Here is a 17,884-nt window from a genome sequence, read left to right as displayed (position 1 = left end):
AAGTTTTATAATTAAAGGGGAGGAAAGGTGCATGGCAGTTACGATTAAAGATGTTGCAAAGATCGCCAATGTTGCACCTTCCACAGTTTCTCGTGTGATAGCAAACAGTCCACGCATAAGTGAAAAAACCAAAAAACGCGTGAGAGAAGCAATGGAAGAGTTAGGGTATCACCCGAATTTTATCGCTCGAAGTTTGGCAAACCAATCGACTCAGGTTATTGGGCTTGTCATGCCGGCTTCTGCAGATAAAACATTTCAAAATCCATTTTTTCCAGAGGTGTTAAGGGGAATAAGTACAGCAGCTCATGAAAAGCAATACGCGCTGCAAATGTCTACTGGAGAAACGGAAGATGAAATTTACGAAGGTGTCATGCAGATGGTACAGGGACGTCGTGTTGATGGAGTTATCCTTCTTTATTCCGCTGTAGAAGACAAGATAATCAAGTATTTACAAAAGGAGAATTTTCCATTTGTGCTAATCGGCAAACCATTTGAACAAGTGGAAGAAATCACTCATGTTGATAATGACAACTATCGTGCGGCAAGAGAGGCAACCGAACACCTAATTGAACTAGGGCATAAACGGGTAGCTTTTGTTGGGGGGAGTATCCATCTAGTTGTTACAATTGATCGTTTATTAGGGTATGAAAAGGCATTAAGAAATGCAGCAATTCCTTACAAAGATGAATATATCATTCAGGAGGAGTTCCTAAAAGAAGGCGGTCAAGGGGCAATTTCAGAGCTATTATCACTTGACGAACCACCAACCGCACTTGTGGTAGCAGACGATTTAATGGCATTAGGTATTTTAAATACTTTGCATGATATGGGAATATTAGTCCCGGATCAAATGTCGATTGTCAGCTTTAATAACGTTTTATTAGCTGAAGTAGCAAGACCGCCTCTTACATCTGTGGACATTAATATTTTTAAGCTAGGTTTCCAGGCGGCAAAGACATTAATTCAAATGGTAAAAGATCCTTCAGAGCCAACAAAACGTATAACGATCCCTCATAATATGGTAATACGTCAAACATGTAAAGAATTTAAAGGTGACTAACATAAAGGAAAGCTAGCCGTCATGGCTGGCTTTTTGAGTTATGGAGGGTTATTGGACAAAGGATGTCCACCCAAAAAGCACCTCAACTCGTAGTTTCCAATACTTCACAAAGTTAAGGGCTTTTTGTATTTTCATCCAATCAATTGTGAACCTTACCCATTCACGATAGTACCGCCATTTATATGTAGCATTTGTCCGCTCATATAAGATGAGTCATCACTTGCCAAGAAAACATAGCTAGGGGCGACTTCTTCGGGTTGTCCTGGTCGCTTCATTGGCGTATTAGCCCCAAAACTTGCAACCTTTTCACTTGAGAAGGTAGAAGGGATTAGTGGTGTCCAGATTGGGCCAGGGGCAACGCCATTTACGCGAATCCCTTTGCTAACTAATTGCATAGAAAGAGAACGGGTAAAAGTAACGATTGCTCCTTTTGTCGCAGAGTAGTCCAGTAAAGTTTCATTTCCCGCGTAAGCTGTAATAGAAGCAGTATTGATAATAGAACTACCACTAGCTAAGAAAGGAAGCGCTGCTTTTGTCAAATAGAAAAATGAGAAGATATTGGTGCGAAATGTTTTTTCGAGTTGCTCTGCTGTAATATCCTCAATGCTAGCTTGTGGATGCTGTTCTGCTGCGTTGTTAACAAGGATATCTAATTTATTAAATGTCGACATACATTCCTCTATTATCTTTTTACATACAGACTCTTGTCCAATATCTCCAGCGATTAAGTGACACTTACGACCTTCTTCTTCTACTTGCTTTTTCGTTTCATTCGCATCTGTATGTTCATTTAAATAAGTAACTACCACATCTGCGCCTTCTTTTGCGAAGAGGATAGCAACGGCTCTTCCAATTCCGCTATCACCACCTGTAATTATGGCAACCTTATCTTTGAGCTTTCCACTCCCCTTGTACTGAGGGTCCTCCGATTTAGGTTTGGGATTCATTTGACTTTCTATGCCAGGCTGCTGATTTTGGTGCTGAGCAGGCAAAGTTTGTTGTTGCTGTTGTTGATTTGTCATAAAAACACCTCCATTAATCTTTCGTATTATTGGAAAAAAGCTTATAATTTATCCTAACTATAGATAGATTACTTTTTTAGGAAATGAGGGAGAAGATGTCTACCGTTATTGTTCGCGAGGCTACAAAAGATGACGCTGCAAAAATTATTGAGCATTGCAAAATAGCTTTTTCTGAAAGTAGAAATCTGCTTACTGCACCTGAAGAATATACAATCACCGTAGAAGAAGAGATTGCCTGGATCGAGGATAATAAAGAAAAAAACAACTTAGTGCTTGTAGCGGAACAAGATCACCATATTGTTGGAATGCTCAATGCTAGAAGAGGATCTAGAAAAAGAGTCGAGCATATCTGCCATTTCGGAATAAGTATTCAAGAGGCTTATTGCAATAATGGTCTTGGCAAGAGGATGATACAAATATTACTTGACTGGGCAACTCAAGATCCACAAATTGAAAAGGTAAGTTTAGAAGTTTTTTCTCACAATGACCGAGGGATTCATTTATACAAAAAGCTCGGGTTCAATATGGAAGGGAAAAAAGAGAAGCATGCGAAGTTTGAAGATGGGACTTACGCAGACGAATATGTAATGGGGCAGTTTGTGAAATAAAGAAGAAAAACCGAATGCTTGAAAAATTAGGTGCCAGGAGCCAAACTAAATGGACCTGGCACTATGTAGTTCTTCTTACTAAGTAAGATTTGCATACTTTTACTATGCAGGGATTAGTTCTAGTTTCAGTTTTTCTTATCGATAGTTAGTAAACTGAAGGTCAATGTCTAAATCTGCCGCTCTTAAGGCTGCCATTACTTGTTGAAGGTCATCACGATTTTTACCAGTAACACGAACTTGGTCATCTTGAATTTGTGTTTTGACCTTTAGTCCAGAGTTCTTGATAATGGTGTTGATTTTTTTTGTGTTTTCTTTGTCGATGCCTTGTACAAGAGTGCCACGTTGACGGACCGCTCCTTTAGAAGCATCCTCAATTTTTCCATATTGAATGTTTTTGGTTGGTACGTTTCTTTTGATCATTTTGCTGACTAGGACATCTTTTACTTGATCAAGCTTGAATTCACTATCAGAGAGAAGGACAAGTTCTTCTTTTTCTAGCTTAATATCACTTACAGAGCCTTTAAAATCAAAGCGGTTTTGAATTTCTTTTAAGGCAATATTAATTGCGTTTGTTACTTCGGATAAGTCTACTTTTGATACAATATCAAAGGAGCTTTCTTTAGCCAAGGGGATCCCTCCATTAAGGTTTAATATATTTCAAAAAGGCAATGGAATAAAAACATCGCTTTCTGTCCTTAATTATAGTAGAATATAGCAGTTTGGACAACTTAATGAAAGTTAGGTAAACTTTACATAAGGCTTTTTCAAAAAACGTTGTTACTTTTTTGCTATCACTAAACTTTTTATCATGGGTCTTTTCGAAAAGGAAACCTTTATAAAGAATTTCTGTTAAAGTACAGCGGTGTTTTAACAGAGTCTTTAAAGAAGAAACGGTGAACGAAACACAACAATCTATTTAAAAAATCTAATGTATATAAATGAATGAAAAGGAATGGTATAGATGAGTATGGAAACAGGAATAGTGTTGGAATTAACAGTGGACAGAGAAACGCCACTTGGTTATATGCTTACAGATGGCGAAGAAACAATTCTGCTTCACAAAAATGAAGCGACAAGAGAATTACAGCAAGATGAATCGGTTGAAGTTTTTCTGTATTCGGATAATAAAAGCCGTGTTACAGCAACGATGACAGTACCTAAAGGGTTAGATGGACATGAATGGGTAGAAGTAGTAGAGGTATTGCAAGGACTTGGAGTATTTATCAATATTGGAATTGCAAAGGATGCTTTAATCCCAGAAGAAGATCTGCCGCTTCACCAAAATGTTTGGCCACAAGTAGGAGATTTATTATTGTGTCGCGTAAAAACAGATCGTCGTGGTAAATTGATCGGTAAACTTGCATCACAGGATGTTATGCTAGATCGCTCTATCCAAGCACCTACTACAATTTTAAACCAAAACATTCAAGGCACCATTTATCGAGTTTTAAAAGTAGGAAGCTATATGGTGACGAATGAAGGGTATGTTGGGTTCATTCATAACTCTGAGCGAAAAGTAGAGCCAAGATTAGGCCAAATCGTGGAGGGTAGAATTATTGATGTGAAGGATGATGGCACTATAAACGTATCCTTACTACCAAGGAAACAGGATGCAATGGATGACGATTCTCAAGCAATTTTAGATTACTTAGAATTGCGTGGGGGAACAATGCCATATAGCGATAAAAGTTCGCCTGAAGATATTAAGGAGCAGTTCCTAATAAGTAAAGCTGCTTTTAAACGTGCACTAGGGAAGCTTTTAAAAGAGGGGATTGTCACTCAAAAGGATGGGTGGACTTTTAAGAAGAATGAGAATGAAGCTGAGTAAGGATTTCTTTTTCGCCAACAATTTTATTTAAACAAAAAGTGCCAGGCAAATTTGCTTGGCACTTTTTGTTAGATTAGCTAGCCTGGTTAATGTTCGTTCCAGGCGTTTGTTTTTTAGTTAAATATGATCGGTTTTTTTAGAATATTGGCGCTTGCCTTTTTGCCGGCTTTTTTCGCGCTCCATGTTTTTTTCATGCCGTTTTGCATTATTGTCTTGGGCTTTTTTATCGTTATCACTAGTATGTGGCATAGTCCTACCCCTTTCAACAGTAGATAGGAATAGGATATCCAAGTACGAATTTTCTATGTGTCAGGAAGTTAAGCTTTGTTTTGGTTAAGAAAGAAAAGTGCGATGGTTCCTGGACCAGCATGAGCTCCGACAGCAGAACCGATGGTATGAATCGTAAAATTGCTAATAGATATTGATTCTTCTTGAATTAATTCTTGGAGGGCAATAGCGGTTACATCGTCATCACCATGACTTATCCCTACTCGTTGATTGACAGTAGAGAAACCATTTCGTTCCTTCATTACTTCTAGCATGCGTCGTAAAACCTTTTTGCGACCACGAATTTTTTCTAAAGGGATAAGCTTACCGTCTTCCATATGTAACAAGGGCTTAATATTTAAGAGACCTCCCACGAATGCAGAAGCTTTGCTAACACGACCTCCTCTAGCTAAGTAGTCTAAATTATCCACGGTGAAAACATGCTCTACATGTGCACAATCATAGGAGATTGCTTCTAATAATTCTTCTTTGGATGCGCCATTTTCTGCGAGTTCTGCTGCATGCTTTACTACCAGTCCTAAGCCTAATGAAGCACATTTAGAATCAATAATGGTTAAGTTAAGCGTAGGGAATTCTTCCAATACCTCATTCTGCATAAGTACTGCAGTTTGATAAGTTCCTGATAATTCAGAGGAGAAGGCAATATAAATTGCTGTTTCCTCTTTTTTGGCAATCTCTGTGAAAAGCTCTTTCATATAGTTGGGGGATGCTTGCGAAGTTTTGACTACTTGACCTTCTCGCATTGCATCATATACCGTTTTAGAATCGATGGTTACCATATCCTCATATTCTGTTTCCCCAAATAGTACTTTAAGTGGAATTAGCTCCACATGATTCTGATCAAAAAAACTTTTTGGTAAGTCACATGCACTATCTGCAATAATTTTTATTGTCATTCTGTCACCTTCTTTATTATACTAACAAGCATGGTAGTTTTTGTTTCCTATCTAGGAAAATTACTCCTTTTTTTAGTTTACCTATTAAATGACCACTCTTCAAGAAAAGAAATTGTGATTATCGTTTGAAATGGGTAAAAAAAGGAAAGATACATAAAATAGGGCAGAAGGTTGGTAGGAGGTAATGATTTTTTATGATGATAGAGCAACATGGTAAAAAAGTAATAATTGTATTAATTGGAGCATTATTAAATGCGATTGCAATGAATTTCTTTTTAATTCCTGCAGATGTATATGCAAGTGGATTTACAGGGGTCGCCCAGTTATTTTTCCGTATTTCTGAGGACTATTTGCCCTTTACAATTTCAACTGGTATTACATTATTTTTATTAAATATTCCGGTTACTATCTTAGCGTGGAAAAAGGTTGGCAGGTCTTTTACTATTTATAGTTTCTTAAGCGTCTTTTTAATGTCCGTGTTTTTAGAAATAGTTCCGATTTATAAGGTGAATGATGATATTCTCTTAAATGCAGTATTCGGTGGAGTTATTGCTGCTGTAGGTGTAGGGTTAACGTTAAAATGGGGAGCATCTACAGGTGGTTTAGATATTATTGCAATGATATTATCACGAATGAAGGATAAGCCTGTTGGAACGTATTTCTTTGCCCTAAATGCTGTCATTATTGTGACAGCAGGTTTAGTGTTTGGGTGGGAAAAAGCCTTGTATACACTTGTTACGCTCTATGCTTCCACTCGAGTGATTGATGCAATTCATACTAGGCATGAAAAGCTAACAGCGATGATTGTAACGAAAAAAGGCAAGGAATTAAAGGAAGCAATACACGGAAAAATGGTGCGAGGGATCACTTCGATTCCTGCTCAAGGTGCTTTTACAGGCGAGGACAAAGAAATGTTAATGATGGTTATTACTCGTTATGAATTATATGATTTGGAACGAATAATAAAAGAAGCAGATCCAAATGCATTTACAAATATTGTTCAGACTACAGGGATTTTCGGCTTTTTCCGTAAGGATTGAAAAAAATAGCATGGCACCACAAACGGCGCCATGCTATTTTTCTTTTATTCCTCTAAATTCTGCAAACGTTCTTGTAGTTCACGAAGCTGGCGCTGTTCAGCCTCATTAGTGTTTGAATAGGCGGACGATAATGCGTTTTTTGCAACATTCATAGCATTTTGTACGGATGAAGAATTTTGGTTGGCTTTTTCCGCATTCATGACAGCCTCACGTGCGGATTGAAAAAGCTGATTGCCCATAATCTAAAACCCTCCAAGCGAATTTTGTTGAGCCGATTTGGCTTTCCGCTCTTCTGCTTGTTCCATCGTTAAATGATAAGGAATTTGTTGATCATGTAACTGCACAGAGTTTTTACCTTGTTGTACAAAACGTTTGGATTTGCTGCTTCTACCCATTATGAAAGCCCCCCTTTTCATATAGGACAACAAGCGTCCACTATATAGTGTGAGACAATTAAGAAAAAATATAATGGGCAAATTTTGGTCAGGATTATAACTTGAAATAATCTTCTAAAAAGACAGCAATCCCGTCTTCTTCATTTGTTAGGGTTATTTCTTTCGCTTTTCCTTTTAACCCGTTAATTGCATTTCCCATTGCAACTCCTGTACCTGCATATTCAATCATTTCGTAATCATTATCTTCATCTCCAAAAGCAATGATATTACTTGGTGGAATTTTATAGTAATCAGCAATTCGTTTTAAACCGACTGCTTTACTCAATCCGATACGAACGATTTCGATTACGTGCCAAGGAGCAGCCCAGCGACGGTGATCAATGACTTCTGCATGTACGTCGGTTAAATAATTTCTGATTTTTGTTACTTCATCTTCATTTGCATGAATTAAGATACATGTTGGATCCTTCTGAAGAACTTGGCGCAAATCACCAGTTTCAATCTTTGGGTTACCAAAACCAAAAATATCTAATAACTTTTCATCATGGAAATGAAAGTAAACATCATCAATCACTTCCGCTAAAATATTATGTATTTGGTATTTCTCGCTTACCTCAAGAATATCTTTTACCGTTTTTAAATCGAGAGGCTCATGATAGACACCCCAAGCATCATTGCCTGGAAAATGAACAAATGCGCCATTGAAATTAACAATTGGAGTAGTTAAACCTAATTCATCATAGTACATGGCACTAGCACGATAAGGACGCCCTGTTGCGATAACCACTTCATGACCTAATTCTCTAGCCTTTTGTAGTGCAAGTTTGTTTCGACGTGATATCTTCTTATCATCGGTTAATAATGTTCCATCGAGGTCAACTGCTATTAAATGCTTTTCCAATGCAACCAGCCTCCTTTAAAATATTTCTCATTCCATCTAAGTGTAACCTTTTTTAATTTTACCTGTCTACATGTTAAACTGGACCAATAGATGAAATAAAAAAACGGCTTTCTTAAAGCTCATGTTTAACTCGTCTCCCCTGTTGATCGGAGTGCAGGGTGTTAGACTCCTGCGGGAGGAAGAGACAGGGGAGACCCCGCAGGCCGAGGAGGCTCCCGGACCGCCCGCGGAAAGCGAACGCCTGGCACGGAAAATCAACAGGAAGTTCGAAAGATAACCTAACATTATCAGTATATCCAGTAAGAAAAAAGCTAATTGTGAATCCAAGGGGGAAAAAAATTGATTAATGTAACCAAAGGCAATACAGGAGCAATATCGTTTTTACATATAAGTGAAGCAATATCGTTTGCAGAACCAAAACCAACCATTATATTTATACATGGCTTTCAAAGTGCGAAGGAAAATAACTTGCATTACGCATACTTACTAGCTGAAAAAGGTTTTCGCGTTATTTTACCAGATTGCATTCATCATGGAGAGCGCGATAATGGATTACGCTCAAATGAAATGATGCAAGCGTTTTGGGATATTGTCATACAATCCATTTATGAAATAGAATTACTGAAAAATCACCTTCTTGAAGAAAAGCTAGCTGAAGAGGATTCTATAGGTGTGGCCGGAACCTCAATGGGTGGAATTATTACATTTGGTGCGCTAAAAAAATACCCATGGATAAAGACTGCCGTTAGCTTAATGGGGAGTCCAAGCTATCAAGAGTTTGCAAAATGGAAAATAGAAAAAGTGGCGGAAATGGGTCTAGTTTTACCGTTCAATGAATCAGAAATCGAACAGTATGTGGAGCAACTTGCTAAATATGATCTTTCAACAGATATAGAGTGTATGAGCGAGAGGCCGCTATTTTGTTGGCACGGATCACAGGATCAAGAAGTTCCGATTGAACCGGTTTTAGAGTTTATAAATAATATAAAGGGTCATTATAAAAATAAACCAGAAAATATAAAACTAATTGTAGATGATCGTGCAGAGCATAAAGTTACTCGAGAAGGTGTACTTGCAACCGTAGATTGGTTTGCTACTCATTTAAGTAGCCCGGTGAAAAGCAACTCATAAAAGGATTGAGAAGGAGCGAATTTTAGATGGAGGAAGCATTGAAAGATAAAATTATGGAAGCATTAGAAGAGGTTGAGGATCCAGAGCTAGGCGTTGACATTGTCAACTTAGGGTTAGTATATGATGTGGATATGGATGAAAGCAAACAAGCTATCATTACGATGACCTTAACATCCATAGGTTGCCCACTTGCTGGAGAGATTGTAGAAAAAGTTAAGAACAAGCTATCTCCAATCGAGGGAGTAAATGGAGTGGATGTTAATATTACGTTTAATCCACCATGGGGTAAGGAACGGATGTCCAGACTAGCAAAGATTGCTTTGAATGTAACAGATTAATTCCATTAATTAATTTGTTGTGGCAGTGGATCAAACCATCTATCCATTCTCCTACATAAAATGGTGACATGAAAAATAACACTTTGGGAAAAATAGAATGGAGATACAATAATCTCAGATACCCCATCTACCTGAAGTGAATGAGACATGTGCTTTTTATAGGAGGGAATAGAATGGGCCAAAATCAACAATTCAAACCTGGACAAAAAGCCCCTAACAACGGTATTTACTTGGAAATAGGAGAAACAGGGAGTATGGTGAAAAACCCACAGAAATTGCATCTTAAAGCGGGCGACACCTTCCCGGAGACTTCGAACCATAACCGTTTGTGGGCAAAGAAACGTAGGCCATAATGAGAAAAACGTCATCCTTCTTGATAGGATGACGTTTTTTGGATTATAATAAATATATAAGGTCAGGAAAGGTCAAACTTAATGTGCGGGGTGTTAAAATGGATATAAATAACATGACCACCAAATTACAAGAGGCAATTGTCAAAGCGAAAGATCTAGCAGAAAAGCGTGGTCATCAACAGATAGAAGCAGAGCATCTCTTCCTTGTTCTTTTACAGCAAGAAGATGGCTTAGGAAGAAGAATCTTAGAGAAAATAAATGTGGATGTAAATAATCTTCAGGAAGCAATAATTAGTCTTCTGAAAACTAAACCAGAAATAAGTGGGACAACTACTAATGTATATGTGGGAAATCATTTAAATAAAGTGTTTCAAAAAGCTGAGGAATGGAAAAAAGAGTGGAAGGATGAGTATTTATCCATCGAACATGTGATACTCGCTCTATTTAATCAGGAACATCATAATTATCAATGGAAAGAACTCACAAGTACATTTTCAATATCTGAAAACCAATTGAAAAAGGCAATTTTAGAGATAAGGGGGAGCCAAAGGGTGACATCACAAGAACCAGAAAATACATATGAATCGCTAAAAAAGTATGGTAGAGATTTGATTGAGGAAGTTAAAGCCGGGAAGCTTGATCCTGTTATAGGGAGGGACCAAGAAATCCGAAGAGTTATTCGAATCCTTTCTAGGAAAACGAAGAACAATCCAGTACTAATTGGAGAGCCAGGAGTGGGAAAGACAGCAATTGTCGAAGGTTTAGCCCAACGAATTGTTAGAAAAGATGTACCAGATGGATTGAAGGATAAAACAATATTCTCCTTAGATTTAAGCTCATTAATAGCAGGTGCAAAATATCGTGGTGAATTTGAAGAAAGATTAAAGGCTGTTTTACATGAAATAAAAAAGAGTGATGGTCAAATCTTACTATTTATCGATGAACTTCATACCATCGTTGGCGCAGGAAAAACTGAAGGCGCAATGGATGCTGGTAATATGTTAAAGCCAATGCTCGCTCGCGGTGAATTGCATTGTATCGGTGCAACTACCTTAAATGAGCATCGTAAATATATCGAAAAGGACCCAGCGCTAGAACGTCGTTTTCAACAAGTACTTGTTGAAGAACCAACCGTCGAAGACACGATCTCCATTTTACGTGGATTAAAGGAAAGATTTGAAATTCATCATGGAGTCAATATTCATGATCGTGCGATAGTAACAGCAGCGGTCCTTTCTGATCGGTATATTTCAGAAAGGTTTTTACCTGACAAAGCCATTGACTTAGTTGATGAAGCTTGTGCGATGATTCGAACTGAGATTGATTCGATGCCATCTGAATTAGATGAAGTAACGAGAAAAGTTATGCAATTGGAAATTGAAGAAGCTGCATTAAAAAAGGAAAAAGACCAAGCAAGCTTAGATCGATTACAACAATTGCAACAAGAATTAGCAAATCTTAAAGAACGATCGTCTAGCATGAAGGTGCAATGGCAGCTTGAGAAGGATGCTATTCAACATGTGAGAGAACAAAGAGAAGAGTTGGAAAAAGCAAAAAGAGACCTAGAAACCGCGGAAAGCAATTATGACTTAAACAAAGCGGCTGAGTTACGGCACGGGAAAATACCTGCCATGGAGAAAGAACTTTCACAACTTGAGGAACGAGCAAAGAAAGAAAAAGGGGCGCACAGGCTTTTACGAGAAGAAGTAACAGCGGAAGAAATTGCTGGTATTGTAGCAAAATGGACGGGAATCCCTGTAACGAAGCTAGTAGAAGGAGAAAGAGAGAAACTTCTTAAGTTAGAAGATATATTACATGAACGAGTGGTAGGGCAAGAAGAGGCCGTGCAGCTTGTGTCAGAAGCAGTCATTCGAGCAAGAGCAGGAATAAAGGATCCGAATCGTCCGATTGGCTCTTTTATTTTCTTAGGTCCTACAGGGGTAGGAAAAACCGAGTTAGCGAAAGCATTAGCACAATCACTTTTCGATAATGAAGAACACATTATTCGTATAGATATGTCTGAATATATGGAAAAGCATGCGGTTTCTAGATTGATTGGAGCCCCTCCTGGATATGTCGGTTATGATGAAGGTGGTCAGTTAACAGAAGCAGTGAGAAGAAAACCATATTCCGTTATCTTATTAGATGAAATTGAAAAGGCTCATCCTGATGTCTTTAATATTTTATTGCAATTACTAGATGATGGAAGAATTACCGACTCCCAAGGGAAAACAGTGGATTTCAAGAATACTGTAATTATTATGACCTCCAATATTGGTTCGCACTATTTGTTGGAAGATTCTGGTGAGGAGCTTTCAGAGGAAACTAAAGATAAAGTAATGCAGCAATTAAAGGGGCATTTTCGTCCAGAGCTATTAAATCGAATAGATGATACTGTGATATTCTCTCCGTTATCTAAAAACAATATTGGATTAATCGTGGACAAACTAATAAAAGAATTACAAAAAAGGCTAGAAGATAAGCATCTAACCTTAAAAATAACAGAAGAAGCAAAAAAACACATTACAGATCGTGCATTTGATCCTGTTTACGGCGCACGTCCTCTTAAGCGATTTATTCAGAAACACATCGAAACATTAATTGCGAAAGAAATCATAAAAGGAACCATCCAAGATTTTCAAGAAATTATTATTGATATAAAAGAAGGAAAACTAGAATTAGCGACTAATTAATAATTATAGAAAATAAAAAAAGAACTTGTCCACATTAGGAGCAAGTTCTTTTTCACCTTACAATTAAATGGTAGAGATCTAAACGCTTAGTGTTTTTCTACAGGTTCGTTTGGTAACGCTTCCCCAACTAACATAACTAAGACAGCGAAGACTACAGCTACAGCTGAAGACAGAATGTAGTTGTATGTATCCCCCTGCATATTAGCAACAACATAAGATACCATGTTTATTAGAAGAAGTGACCAAAAAATAGTCCAAAATGCACGCATCTTGACTTCCCCTCCATTCTTTTGAAATTAGGTTAACGTAAAGTGGATAATATTTTGTTACGTCTAGCTTCAACGCCTAGCCCGTTACTTCTACGATTATGCTTCCCGTAACTTACGGTTAAAATAGACCAGAAAGGTGAAGATTTTCGCAGCTCAAGGTTCAGGTCTGAACGAGGTGCTTCCGCTTTTGTATTCAGAGGATATTTTATCACAAATGAAGCATATAATAAATGTAAAAATATTAAAGCTTTCCGAAAAAGGGGTTGTTTTATTATGAACAGTGATGAAAAAAGACGGGAGCTAGAATTCAGAGAGTTAGAAATGCTCTTAGCGCAAGAAGAGAGTAATTTGACAGAACTTGGAGTCGAAACATTGAATCGTTTAAAACAAGAGCTTCAATATGAGGCAAATTGAGGAAGAGGTAATCGCGTTTGCCTTTCCTTTTTATTTTCAGTTGCTTGTCGAGCTGAACGAGCGGACTTCGCTTTTCTTGGTGTCTAGCTGCGTCGGCTAGCTCCTCGAGTCATAAGCTGATTTCTGATAGCGGTCTAAGTGCATGACCACTATCAGAAACCCTCTTATGCTTGTCGGAGCTGAACGAGCCGACTTCGCTTTTCTTGTAATTTCAGCCTTTTGCCTTTGTCAGAGCAGGATTGATTTACATAGCATGAAGTATACGAGTATGTAATCTGGAGGCTAGGTGAGGAGAATGAATGGTAACAAACGCTTTTTTCAAATGGGCGGACAGTGGAATGCGGTGCATGTGCCGGAAAAACCTAACGGATTCGGTGTGTTAATTATAGGAGATACTAATCATTTCGTGGATGAACAAAACAGCTTATGGATCCAGCACATTGGCAGAAATCGAATAATCGAGGAAATCGTTAGAGCAGGCTATACTGTTTTCTATTCTAATTTGTTTGGAATCCATTGGGGAAGCGAGAAGTCAGTATTGCAAGCAAGGCAGTTTTATCATATTATCCAAAAGCAAGAAATTTTAAATGATAAAATCCATATACTTGCAGAAGGTATGGGGGCGCTAACAGCACTACAATTAGCGGAAATCATGAAGGAACAAATTCGATCAATTGCTTTAATTAATCCTTGTATTGATTTACAAGCGCAAATAGAACATGAGAAAGATAGAAAATTCTTTTTCAAGAAATTAAAAAGAGAGTTAGCGATGGCATATGGTATATCGGTAGACAGCTTAGATACCTTTCGGAATTTCCCGGCACTTAGACAATTTCAAAGTCCTCTACCCGTGAAGATATGGCAAACAACAACGAATAATACATTTGATCCGAATTTACATTGTAAAAGGTACGAGGAACTAAGACAAAGAAATAACATACCTATCTCCGTTACGTATCACCTGATGGAAAAAAGATACTCTTATGGAAATTCAATCTGTCAATTCTTTAAAAAATATGAGCAGCATTTATAGGAAGTCCCTATCTGGATACATAAATGGTAGGGACTATTATTATGTCTATATGCATACGATACAATATCTATAACAACGGCTGGGGTGAATGTGAAATGAGAAATGTTATGGTAGTGGGTGCTACAAACTTTATTGGTTTTGCACTATGCAAGCAATTAATAAAAAAGGAAGTTCAGGTAGTAGGGATTGCGTTTACTAAAAGTCCTAATGACCAAGCGGAAGAAAAGCTAATGGAAATTGGAAGAAATGCCTTCTTCCATTTTCAAGAAAAGCAAGAGCCAGATGATGAATTCTTGGAAACAGAATTTGATGTTGCCTACTTTTGTTTAGAGAAAGAAGATGTGTTTGTTAGAGAGGAAATCAGTAGTTTTCAGGGAATTGCTAACAAAGCGAAGAAGGTATTTTTTGTTTTACCAGTAAAATCAGACGTAAGCAGAACGAAACTGCAAGAGATAATTAAGACTGAAAATGTTCATCTAGTTATGTATCCATCCGTTTTTGGACCTTGGCAGCCAGATAGCGAACCAATTCAGCAGAGAATTATTGAAGAAATATCAGAGGAACCCCTAAATGATAAATTAGAAGTTCTACAAGACAATATTTTATATGTGGATGATTTGGCAGAAGCTCTGTTAACGCTAGGGGAAAGACCTAATATCGGTCATTCTATCTCTTTAGTAAATAAGGAGAAAAAAGCATTAGAAGCAATTGCCAAAGAGCTGAATTTTACGATTATAGAAAAGAGTAATTTAGACCTGAAAGAGGATAAACAAGAGGAAATCGAAGAAGTTTTTTATATTAATTCAACGATCAGTATTTTGGAGGCATTATCTAATCAAAGAAAAAATACAGCAAAAAGGTTGAAGTTGAATTTGTGATAGATTACTTTGTAAACATATTAAACTGAAAATTTAACTTTTCCTTTCGTCTCTCGAGATGTACAATAAAAGAGGAATCATATATATAAGAAGAAAATGGGATTTTTTTCCGAAAAACTAAGGTGGTGTTTCATCATGAAAAAACCAATTGGGTTATTTCTCCTCGTTTTTCTCTTTTTAGCAGCTTGTGGACAACCTAATCCAGATACTCAGTTACAAAAGGTTGGAATGTTAGTTCCAGATACTATTAGTGATCAGGTATGGGGGACAAAAGGGTATAAGGGTCTCTTGCGTATACAATCAGAGTTTAATGTGGATGTCTTTTATCAAGAAGGTATCATTAGTGAAGATGCTATTAAAAAGGCGGTAAAGGATTTCGAAAAAGAAGGAATTAATCTTATATTTGGTCATGGTAGTGAATATGCGCAGGTTTTTAGTGATATAGCTGAGGAATATTCAGATATTCACTTTGTTTGTTTTAATTCAGATGTTAGTGGTAATAATGTTACAAGTTTGAATTTCAATGCAAATGCGATGGGCTTTTTTGGTGGAATGATTGCTGGGAAGATGTCCCAAACAAATAATCTAGGTATTATCGCAGCATTTGAATGGCAGCCAGAAGTAAATGGTTTTTTTGAGGGTGTCTTATATGAAAATCCAGATGCAACAGTTTACATAGAGTATACCCAAGATTGGGATAATCCTGAAATAGCTTCTGTAAAGCTTGAGAGAATGCTTGAAAAAGAGGTTGATATTGTTTATCCAGCAGGAGATGGTTTCAATATTCCTGTTATTAATACATTAAAGGATAAAGGGCTCTATGCCATTGGTTTTGTATCCGATCAATCTGATTTAGGAGAAAATACTGTTTTGACCAGTACTGTACAACATGTCCCAGAGTTATATGTATTAGTGGCCAAGCGATTCCTAGCAGGAGAGCTAAATTCTGGTAATATTTACTTTGATTTTGAGGATGAGGTAATATCCTTAGGTACATATAGTCCACTGGTGAGTAAAGAATATCAAGAAGAAATAAATAAACATATTGCTGTTTATAAAGAATCTGGTTTATTACCAAATCAATTAGAAAGTGGGTCTGATTAATGGAACAAGATAGAACAATGCAATATATGGCAATCGCAATGAAATATTTACCTGAGGCTAAGCAGATGCTTGATGAAACTGGTTTAGAATTACAACCTCAGCACATCCAGCCTCTAGTTTCGCTTCTTACAAAAGTAATGGATGAAGCATACGAATTAGGAAAGCAAAATGCATTAGATATAGAGTAAAAGAAAAAGGGACTGACAAAGATATCAGTCTCTTTTCTTATTTTTTCTTGAAATAATCGATCAATGGAGAAAATTCCTTTAACATCGGTTTTAATTTATTTACAGATTCCATGATAGAATCAACTTGTTCAATTAGTGCATAATATTCCTCACCGACTTTTTTCTTGGAAGAGTCTTCTGGTTTAGGTTCTACTTTTTCACTTTTTATTGGCCGACCAAACATCATCCTTGTAAAGGGGTCAATGTCCTCTACTTTCTCCTCTTTTTTGCTTTGATCTTCACTCAATTAATTCACCTCATAACTAACTGGGTTGTCACAAATAGTGTATGCAACCAGTAGAAAAATGGTTGGGCATTTGGCTCATTTTGATAAGAAGAACCATTTTAGGGCACATATATATTGTCAATATCAAAATAATGAGTTAAAATTAGTACCAAGTCATAATATTTGATATTAAAAGAGAGTTAGGTGTTATTTCTATGAATGCAGGTATAGTTGGAATCGGGAGATATGTACCTGAAAAGGTACTAACAAATGCTGACTTAGAAAAAATGGTAGATACAACGGATGAATGGATAAAAACGAGAACTGGTATAGAGGAAAGAAGAATAGCGAGCGATGAGATAAATACTTCAGATATGGCATTTTTTGCTGCGGAAAAAGCGTTAGAAAATGCTGGGATTACTGCTGAGGAATTGGACATGATTATTGTGGCAACGGTCACACCAGACAATCCTTTTCCATCTGTAGCCTGTATGATCCAGGAACGCTTAGGTGCAAAAAAGGCAAATGCTTTTGACATAAGTGCTGCATGCGCAGGATTTATGTACGCAATTATTACTGCGAAACAGTTTGTAGAAGCAGGGACATACAAGAATGTCTTAGTAGTAGGTGTAGAAAAGCTTTCTAAAATTGTGGACTGGGAAGATCGAAATACAGCAGTATTATTCGGTGATGGAGCCGGTGCAGTAGTAATAGGACCAGTATCAGACGGAAGAGGTATTCTATCATTTGAGCTTGGAGCAGACGGAACAGGAGCGAAGCATTTATACCAAGATGAGACAATCATTATGAATGGTCGTGAAGTGTTTAAGTTTGCAGTAAGACAAATGGGTGAGTCTGCTATCAATGTTTTAGAAAAAGCTGGGTTAACTAAAGAAGATGTCGATTACTTAATCCCACATCAAGCAAATATTCGCATCATGGAAGCAGCAAGAGAGAGATTAGGGTTACCTGAAGAGAAAATGTCCAAAACAATCAATAAATACGGAAATACCTCTGCAGCATCCATTCCTATCTCTATTGTGGAGGAATTGGAAAATGGGAAAATCCAGGATGACGACCTTATAGTTATGGTAGGATTTGGTGGCGGATTAACCTGGGGTGCAATTGCCTTAAGATGGGGAAAATAAGATTAACATAATAGATATAGTGTTGGAAGGAG

General features: G+C 37.3%; 23 protein-coding genes. 14 read left to right on the top strand and 9 right to left on the bottom strand.

Annotation, left to right across the window (positions count from 1 at the left end; genetic code table 11):
* Positions 1-31 precede the first annotated feature (31 nt).
* Positions 32-1,060 (top strand): LacI family DNA-binding transcriptional regulator, encoded by a 1,029-nt coding sequence (locus tag BK580_RS16825; protein ID WP_078381461.1) that lies wholly within the window; start codon positions 32-34, stop codon positions 1,058-1,060.
* Between the two features lie 152 nt (positions 1,061-1,212).
* On the opposite strand, the gene BK580_RS16820 is transcribed toward BK580_RS16825, so the two are convergent.
* The gene (locus BK580_RS16820) at positions 1,213-2,082 is read right to left on the bottom strand and encodes an SDR family oxidoreductase (protein WP_078381460.1); all 870 of its coding nucleotides are present in this window, start codon (positions 2,080-2,082) and stop codon (positions 1,213-1,215) included.
* 95 nt (positions 2,083-2,177) lie between these two features.
* Here BK580_RS16820 and BK580_RS16815 point away from each other — a divergent pair, with 95 nt between their 5' ends.
* Positions 2,178-2,690 (top strand): GNAT family N-acetyltransferase, encoded by a 513-nt coding sequence (locus BK580_RS16815; RefSeq protein WP_078381459.1) that lies wholly within the window; start codon positions 2,178-2,180, stop codon positions 2,688-2,690.
* A gap of 135 nt (positions 2,691-2,825) precedes the next feature.
* On the opposite strand, the gene BK580_RS16810 is transcribed toward BK580_RS16815, so the two are convergent.
* Positions 2,826-3,317, bottom strand: coding sequence for a YajQ family cyclic di-GMP-binding protein (locus tag BK580_RS16810; protein ID WP_078381458.1), 492 nt, complete (start codon positions 3,315-3,317; stop codon positions 2,826-2,828).
* 334 nt (positions 3,318-3,651) lie between these two features.
* On the opposite strand from BK580_RS16810, the gene BK580_RS16805 reads away from it, so the two are divergent.
* Positions 3,652-4,518 (top strand): CvfB family protein, encoded by an 867-nt coding sequence (locus BK580_RS16805; protein ID WP_078381457.1) that lies wholly within the window; start codon positions 3,652-3,654, stop codon positions 4,516-4,518.
* A gap of 117 nt (positions 4,519-4,635) precedes the next feature.
* Here the strand turns inward: BK580_RS16805 and BK580_RS16800 are convergent, their stop codons facing one another.
* Together BK580_RS16800 and BK580_RS16795 are read right to left on the bottom strand one after the other, a co-directional pair.
* Entirely contained in the window at positions 4,636-4,767 is a 132-nt protein-coding gene (locus BK580_RS16800; RefSeq protein ID WP_078381456.1) for a DUF3941 domain-containing protein, read from the bottom strand.
* A gap of 68 nt (positions 4,768-4,835) precedes the next feature.
* Entirely contained in the window at positions 4,836-5,702 is an 867-nt protein-coding gene (locus tag BK580_RS16795; RefSeq protein ID WP_078381455.1) for a DegV family protein, read from the bottom strand.
* A 194-nt stretch (positions 5,703-5,896) separates the two neighbouring features.
* Here BK580_RS16795 and BK580_RS16790 point away from each other — a divergent pair, with 194 nt between their 5' ends.
* Entirely contained in the window at positions 5,897-6,742 is an 846-nt protein-coding gene (locus BK580_RS16790) for a YitT family protein (RefSeq protein ID WP_211279042.1), read from the top strand.
* A gap of 44 nt (positions 6,743-6,786) precedes the next feature.
* Here the strand turns inward: BK580_RS16790 and BK580_RS16785 are convergent, their stop codons facing one another.
* The 3 genes from BK580_RS16785 to BK580_RS16780 all read right to left on the bottom strand — a co-directional run bounded on the left by BK580_RS16785 (position 6,787) and on the right by BK580_RS16780 (position 8,038).
* Complete coding sequence (locus BK580_RS16785) at positions 6,787-6,981, bottom strand: DUF3813 domain-containing protein (protein WP_078381454.1); 195 nt, start codon at positions 6,979-6,981, stop codon at positions 6,787-6,789.
* Between the two features lie 3 nt (positions 6,982-6,984).
* Positions 6,985-7,137 carry a hypothetical protein gene (locus BK580_RS23690; RefSeq protein WP_169865075.1) on the bottom strand — a complete coding sequence of 51 codons (153 nt, stop codon included), beginning with the start codon at positions 7,135-7,137 and terminating at the stop codon, positions 6,985-6,987.
* Positions 7,138-7,231: 94 nt separating this feature from the next.
* Positions 7,232-8,038 carry a Cof-type HAD-IIB family hydrolase gene (locus BK580_RS16780; protein ID WP_078381453.1) on the bottom strand — a complete coding sequence of 269 codons (807 nt, stop codon included), beginning with the start codon at positions 8,036-8,038 and terminating at the stop codon, positions 7,232-7,234.
* A 339-nt stretch (positions 8,039-8,377) separates the two neighbouring features.
* Between BK580_RS16780 and BK580_RS16775 the strand changes: the two genes are divergently transcribed.
* The 4 genes from BK580_RS16775 (at position 8,378) to clpB (ending at position 12,553) form a co-directional block, all read left to right on the top strand.
* Complete coding sequence (locus BK580_RS16775) at positions 8,378-9,169, top strand: prolyl oligopeptidase family serine peptidase (protein WP_078381452.1); 792 nt, start codon at positions 8,378-8,380, stop codon at positions 9,167-9,169.
* Between the two features lie 26 nt (positions 9,170-9,195).
* A complete protein-coding gene (locus tag BK580_RS16770; RefSeq protein WP_078381451.1) occupies positions 9,196-9,507 on the top strand; it encodes a metal-sulfur cluster assembly factor in 312 nt (103 codons plus the stop codon).
* Positions 9,508-9,680: 173 nt separating this feature from the next.
* The gene (locus tag BK580_RS16765) at positions 9,681-9,860 is read left to right on the top strand and encodes a YjzC family protein (protein ID WP_078381450.1); all 180 of its coding nucleotides are present in this window, start codon (positions 9,681-9,683) and stop codon (positions 9,858-9,860) included.
* A gap of 98 nt (positions 9,861-9,958) precedes the next feature.
* Positions 9,959-12,553 (top strand): ATP-dependent chaperone ClpB, encoded by a 2,595-nt coding sequence (clpB, locus tag BK580_RS16760; RefSeq protein ID WP_078381449.1) that lies wholly within the window; start codon positions 9,959-9,961, stop codon positions 12,551-12,553.
* An 86-nt stretch (positions 12,554-12,639) separates the two neighbouring features.
* Here the strand turns inward: clpB and BK580_RS16755 are convergent, their stop codons facing one another.
* Entirely contained in the window at positions 12,640-12,822 is a 183-nt protein-coding gene (locus tag BK580_RS16755) for a YjzD family protein (protein ID WP_078381448.1), read from the bottom strand.
* Between the two features lie 273 nt (positions 12,823-13,095).
* On the opposite strand from BK580_RS16755, the gene BK580_RS23685 reads away from it, so the two are divergent.
* The 5 genes from BK580_RS23685 to BK580_RS16735 all read left to right on the top strand — a co-directional run bounded on the left by BK580_RS23685 (position 13,096) and on the right by BK580_RS16735 (position 16,439).
* Positions 13,096-13,236: a hypothetical protein gene (locus BK580_RS23685; protein WP_169865073.1), complete on the top strand. Its 141-nt coding sequence runs from the start codon at positions 13,096-13,098 to the stop codon at positions 13,234-13,236.
* Between the two features lie 295 nt (positions 13,237-13,531).
* On the top strand, positions 13,532-14,269 hold the full coding sequence (locus BK580_RS16750) for an alpha/beta fold hydrolase (RefSeq protein WP_078381447.1): 738 nt from the start codon (positions 13,532-13,534) through the stop codon (positions 14,267-14,269).
* A gap of 95 nt (positions 14,270-14,364) precedes the next feature.
* Positions 14,365-15,147: a Rossmann-fold NAD(P)-binding domain-containing protein gene (locus tag BK580_RS16745; protein WP_078381446.1), complete on the top strand. Its 783-nt coding sequence runs from the start codon at positions 14,365-14,367 to the stop codon at positions 15,145-15,147.
* Positions 15,148-15,282: 135 nt separating this feature from the next.
* The gene (locus BK580_RS16740) at positions 15,283-16,251 is read left to right on the top strand and encodes a BMP family ABC transporter substrate-binding protein (RefSeq protein ID WP_078381445.1); all 969 of its coding nucleotides are present in this window, start codon (positions 15,283-15,285) and stop codon (positions 16,249-16,251) included.
* Entirely contained in the window at positions 16,251-16,439 is a 189-nt protein-coding gene (locus BK580_RS16735; protein ID WP_078381444.1) for a ComZ family protein, read from the top strand. The genes BK580_RS16740 and BK580_RS16735 overlap by 1 nt, the downstream gene beginning before the upstream one ends.
* Before the next feature lie 37 nt (positions 16,440-16,476).
* On the opposite strand, the gene BK580_RS16730 is transcribed toward BK580_RS16735, so the two are convergent.
* Entirely contained in the window at positions 16,477-16,725 is a 249-nt protein-coding gene (locus BK580_RS16730) for a hypothetical protein (RefSeq protein ID WP_078381443.1), read from the bottom strand.
* A gap of 194 nt (positions 16,726-16,919) precedes the next feature.
* Here BK580_RS16730 and BK580_RS16725 point away from each other — a divergent pair, with 194 nt between their 5' ends.
* A complete protein-coding gene (locus BK580_RS16725; RefSeq protein WP_078381442.1) occupies positions 16,920-17,852 on the top strand; it encodes a beta-ketoacyl-ACP synthase III in 933 nt (310 codons plus the stop codon).
* The last annotated feature ends 32 nt before the right edge of the window (positions 17,853-17,884 follow it).

Source organism: Sutcliffiella halmapala, assembly GCF_002019665.1.
Classification (GTDB): domain Bacteria; phylum Bacillota; class Bacilli; order Bacillales; family Bacillaceae_I; genus Sutcliffiella_A; species Sutcliffiella_A halmapala.
The sequence above is the reverse complement of the archived record's forward strand: the minus strand, read 5'-3'. Positions and strand labels throughout refer to the sequence as shown.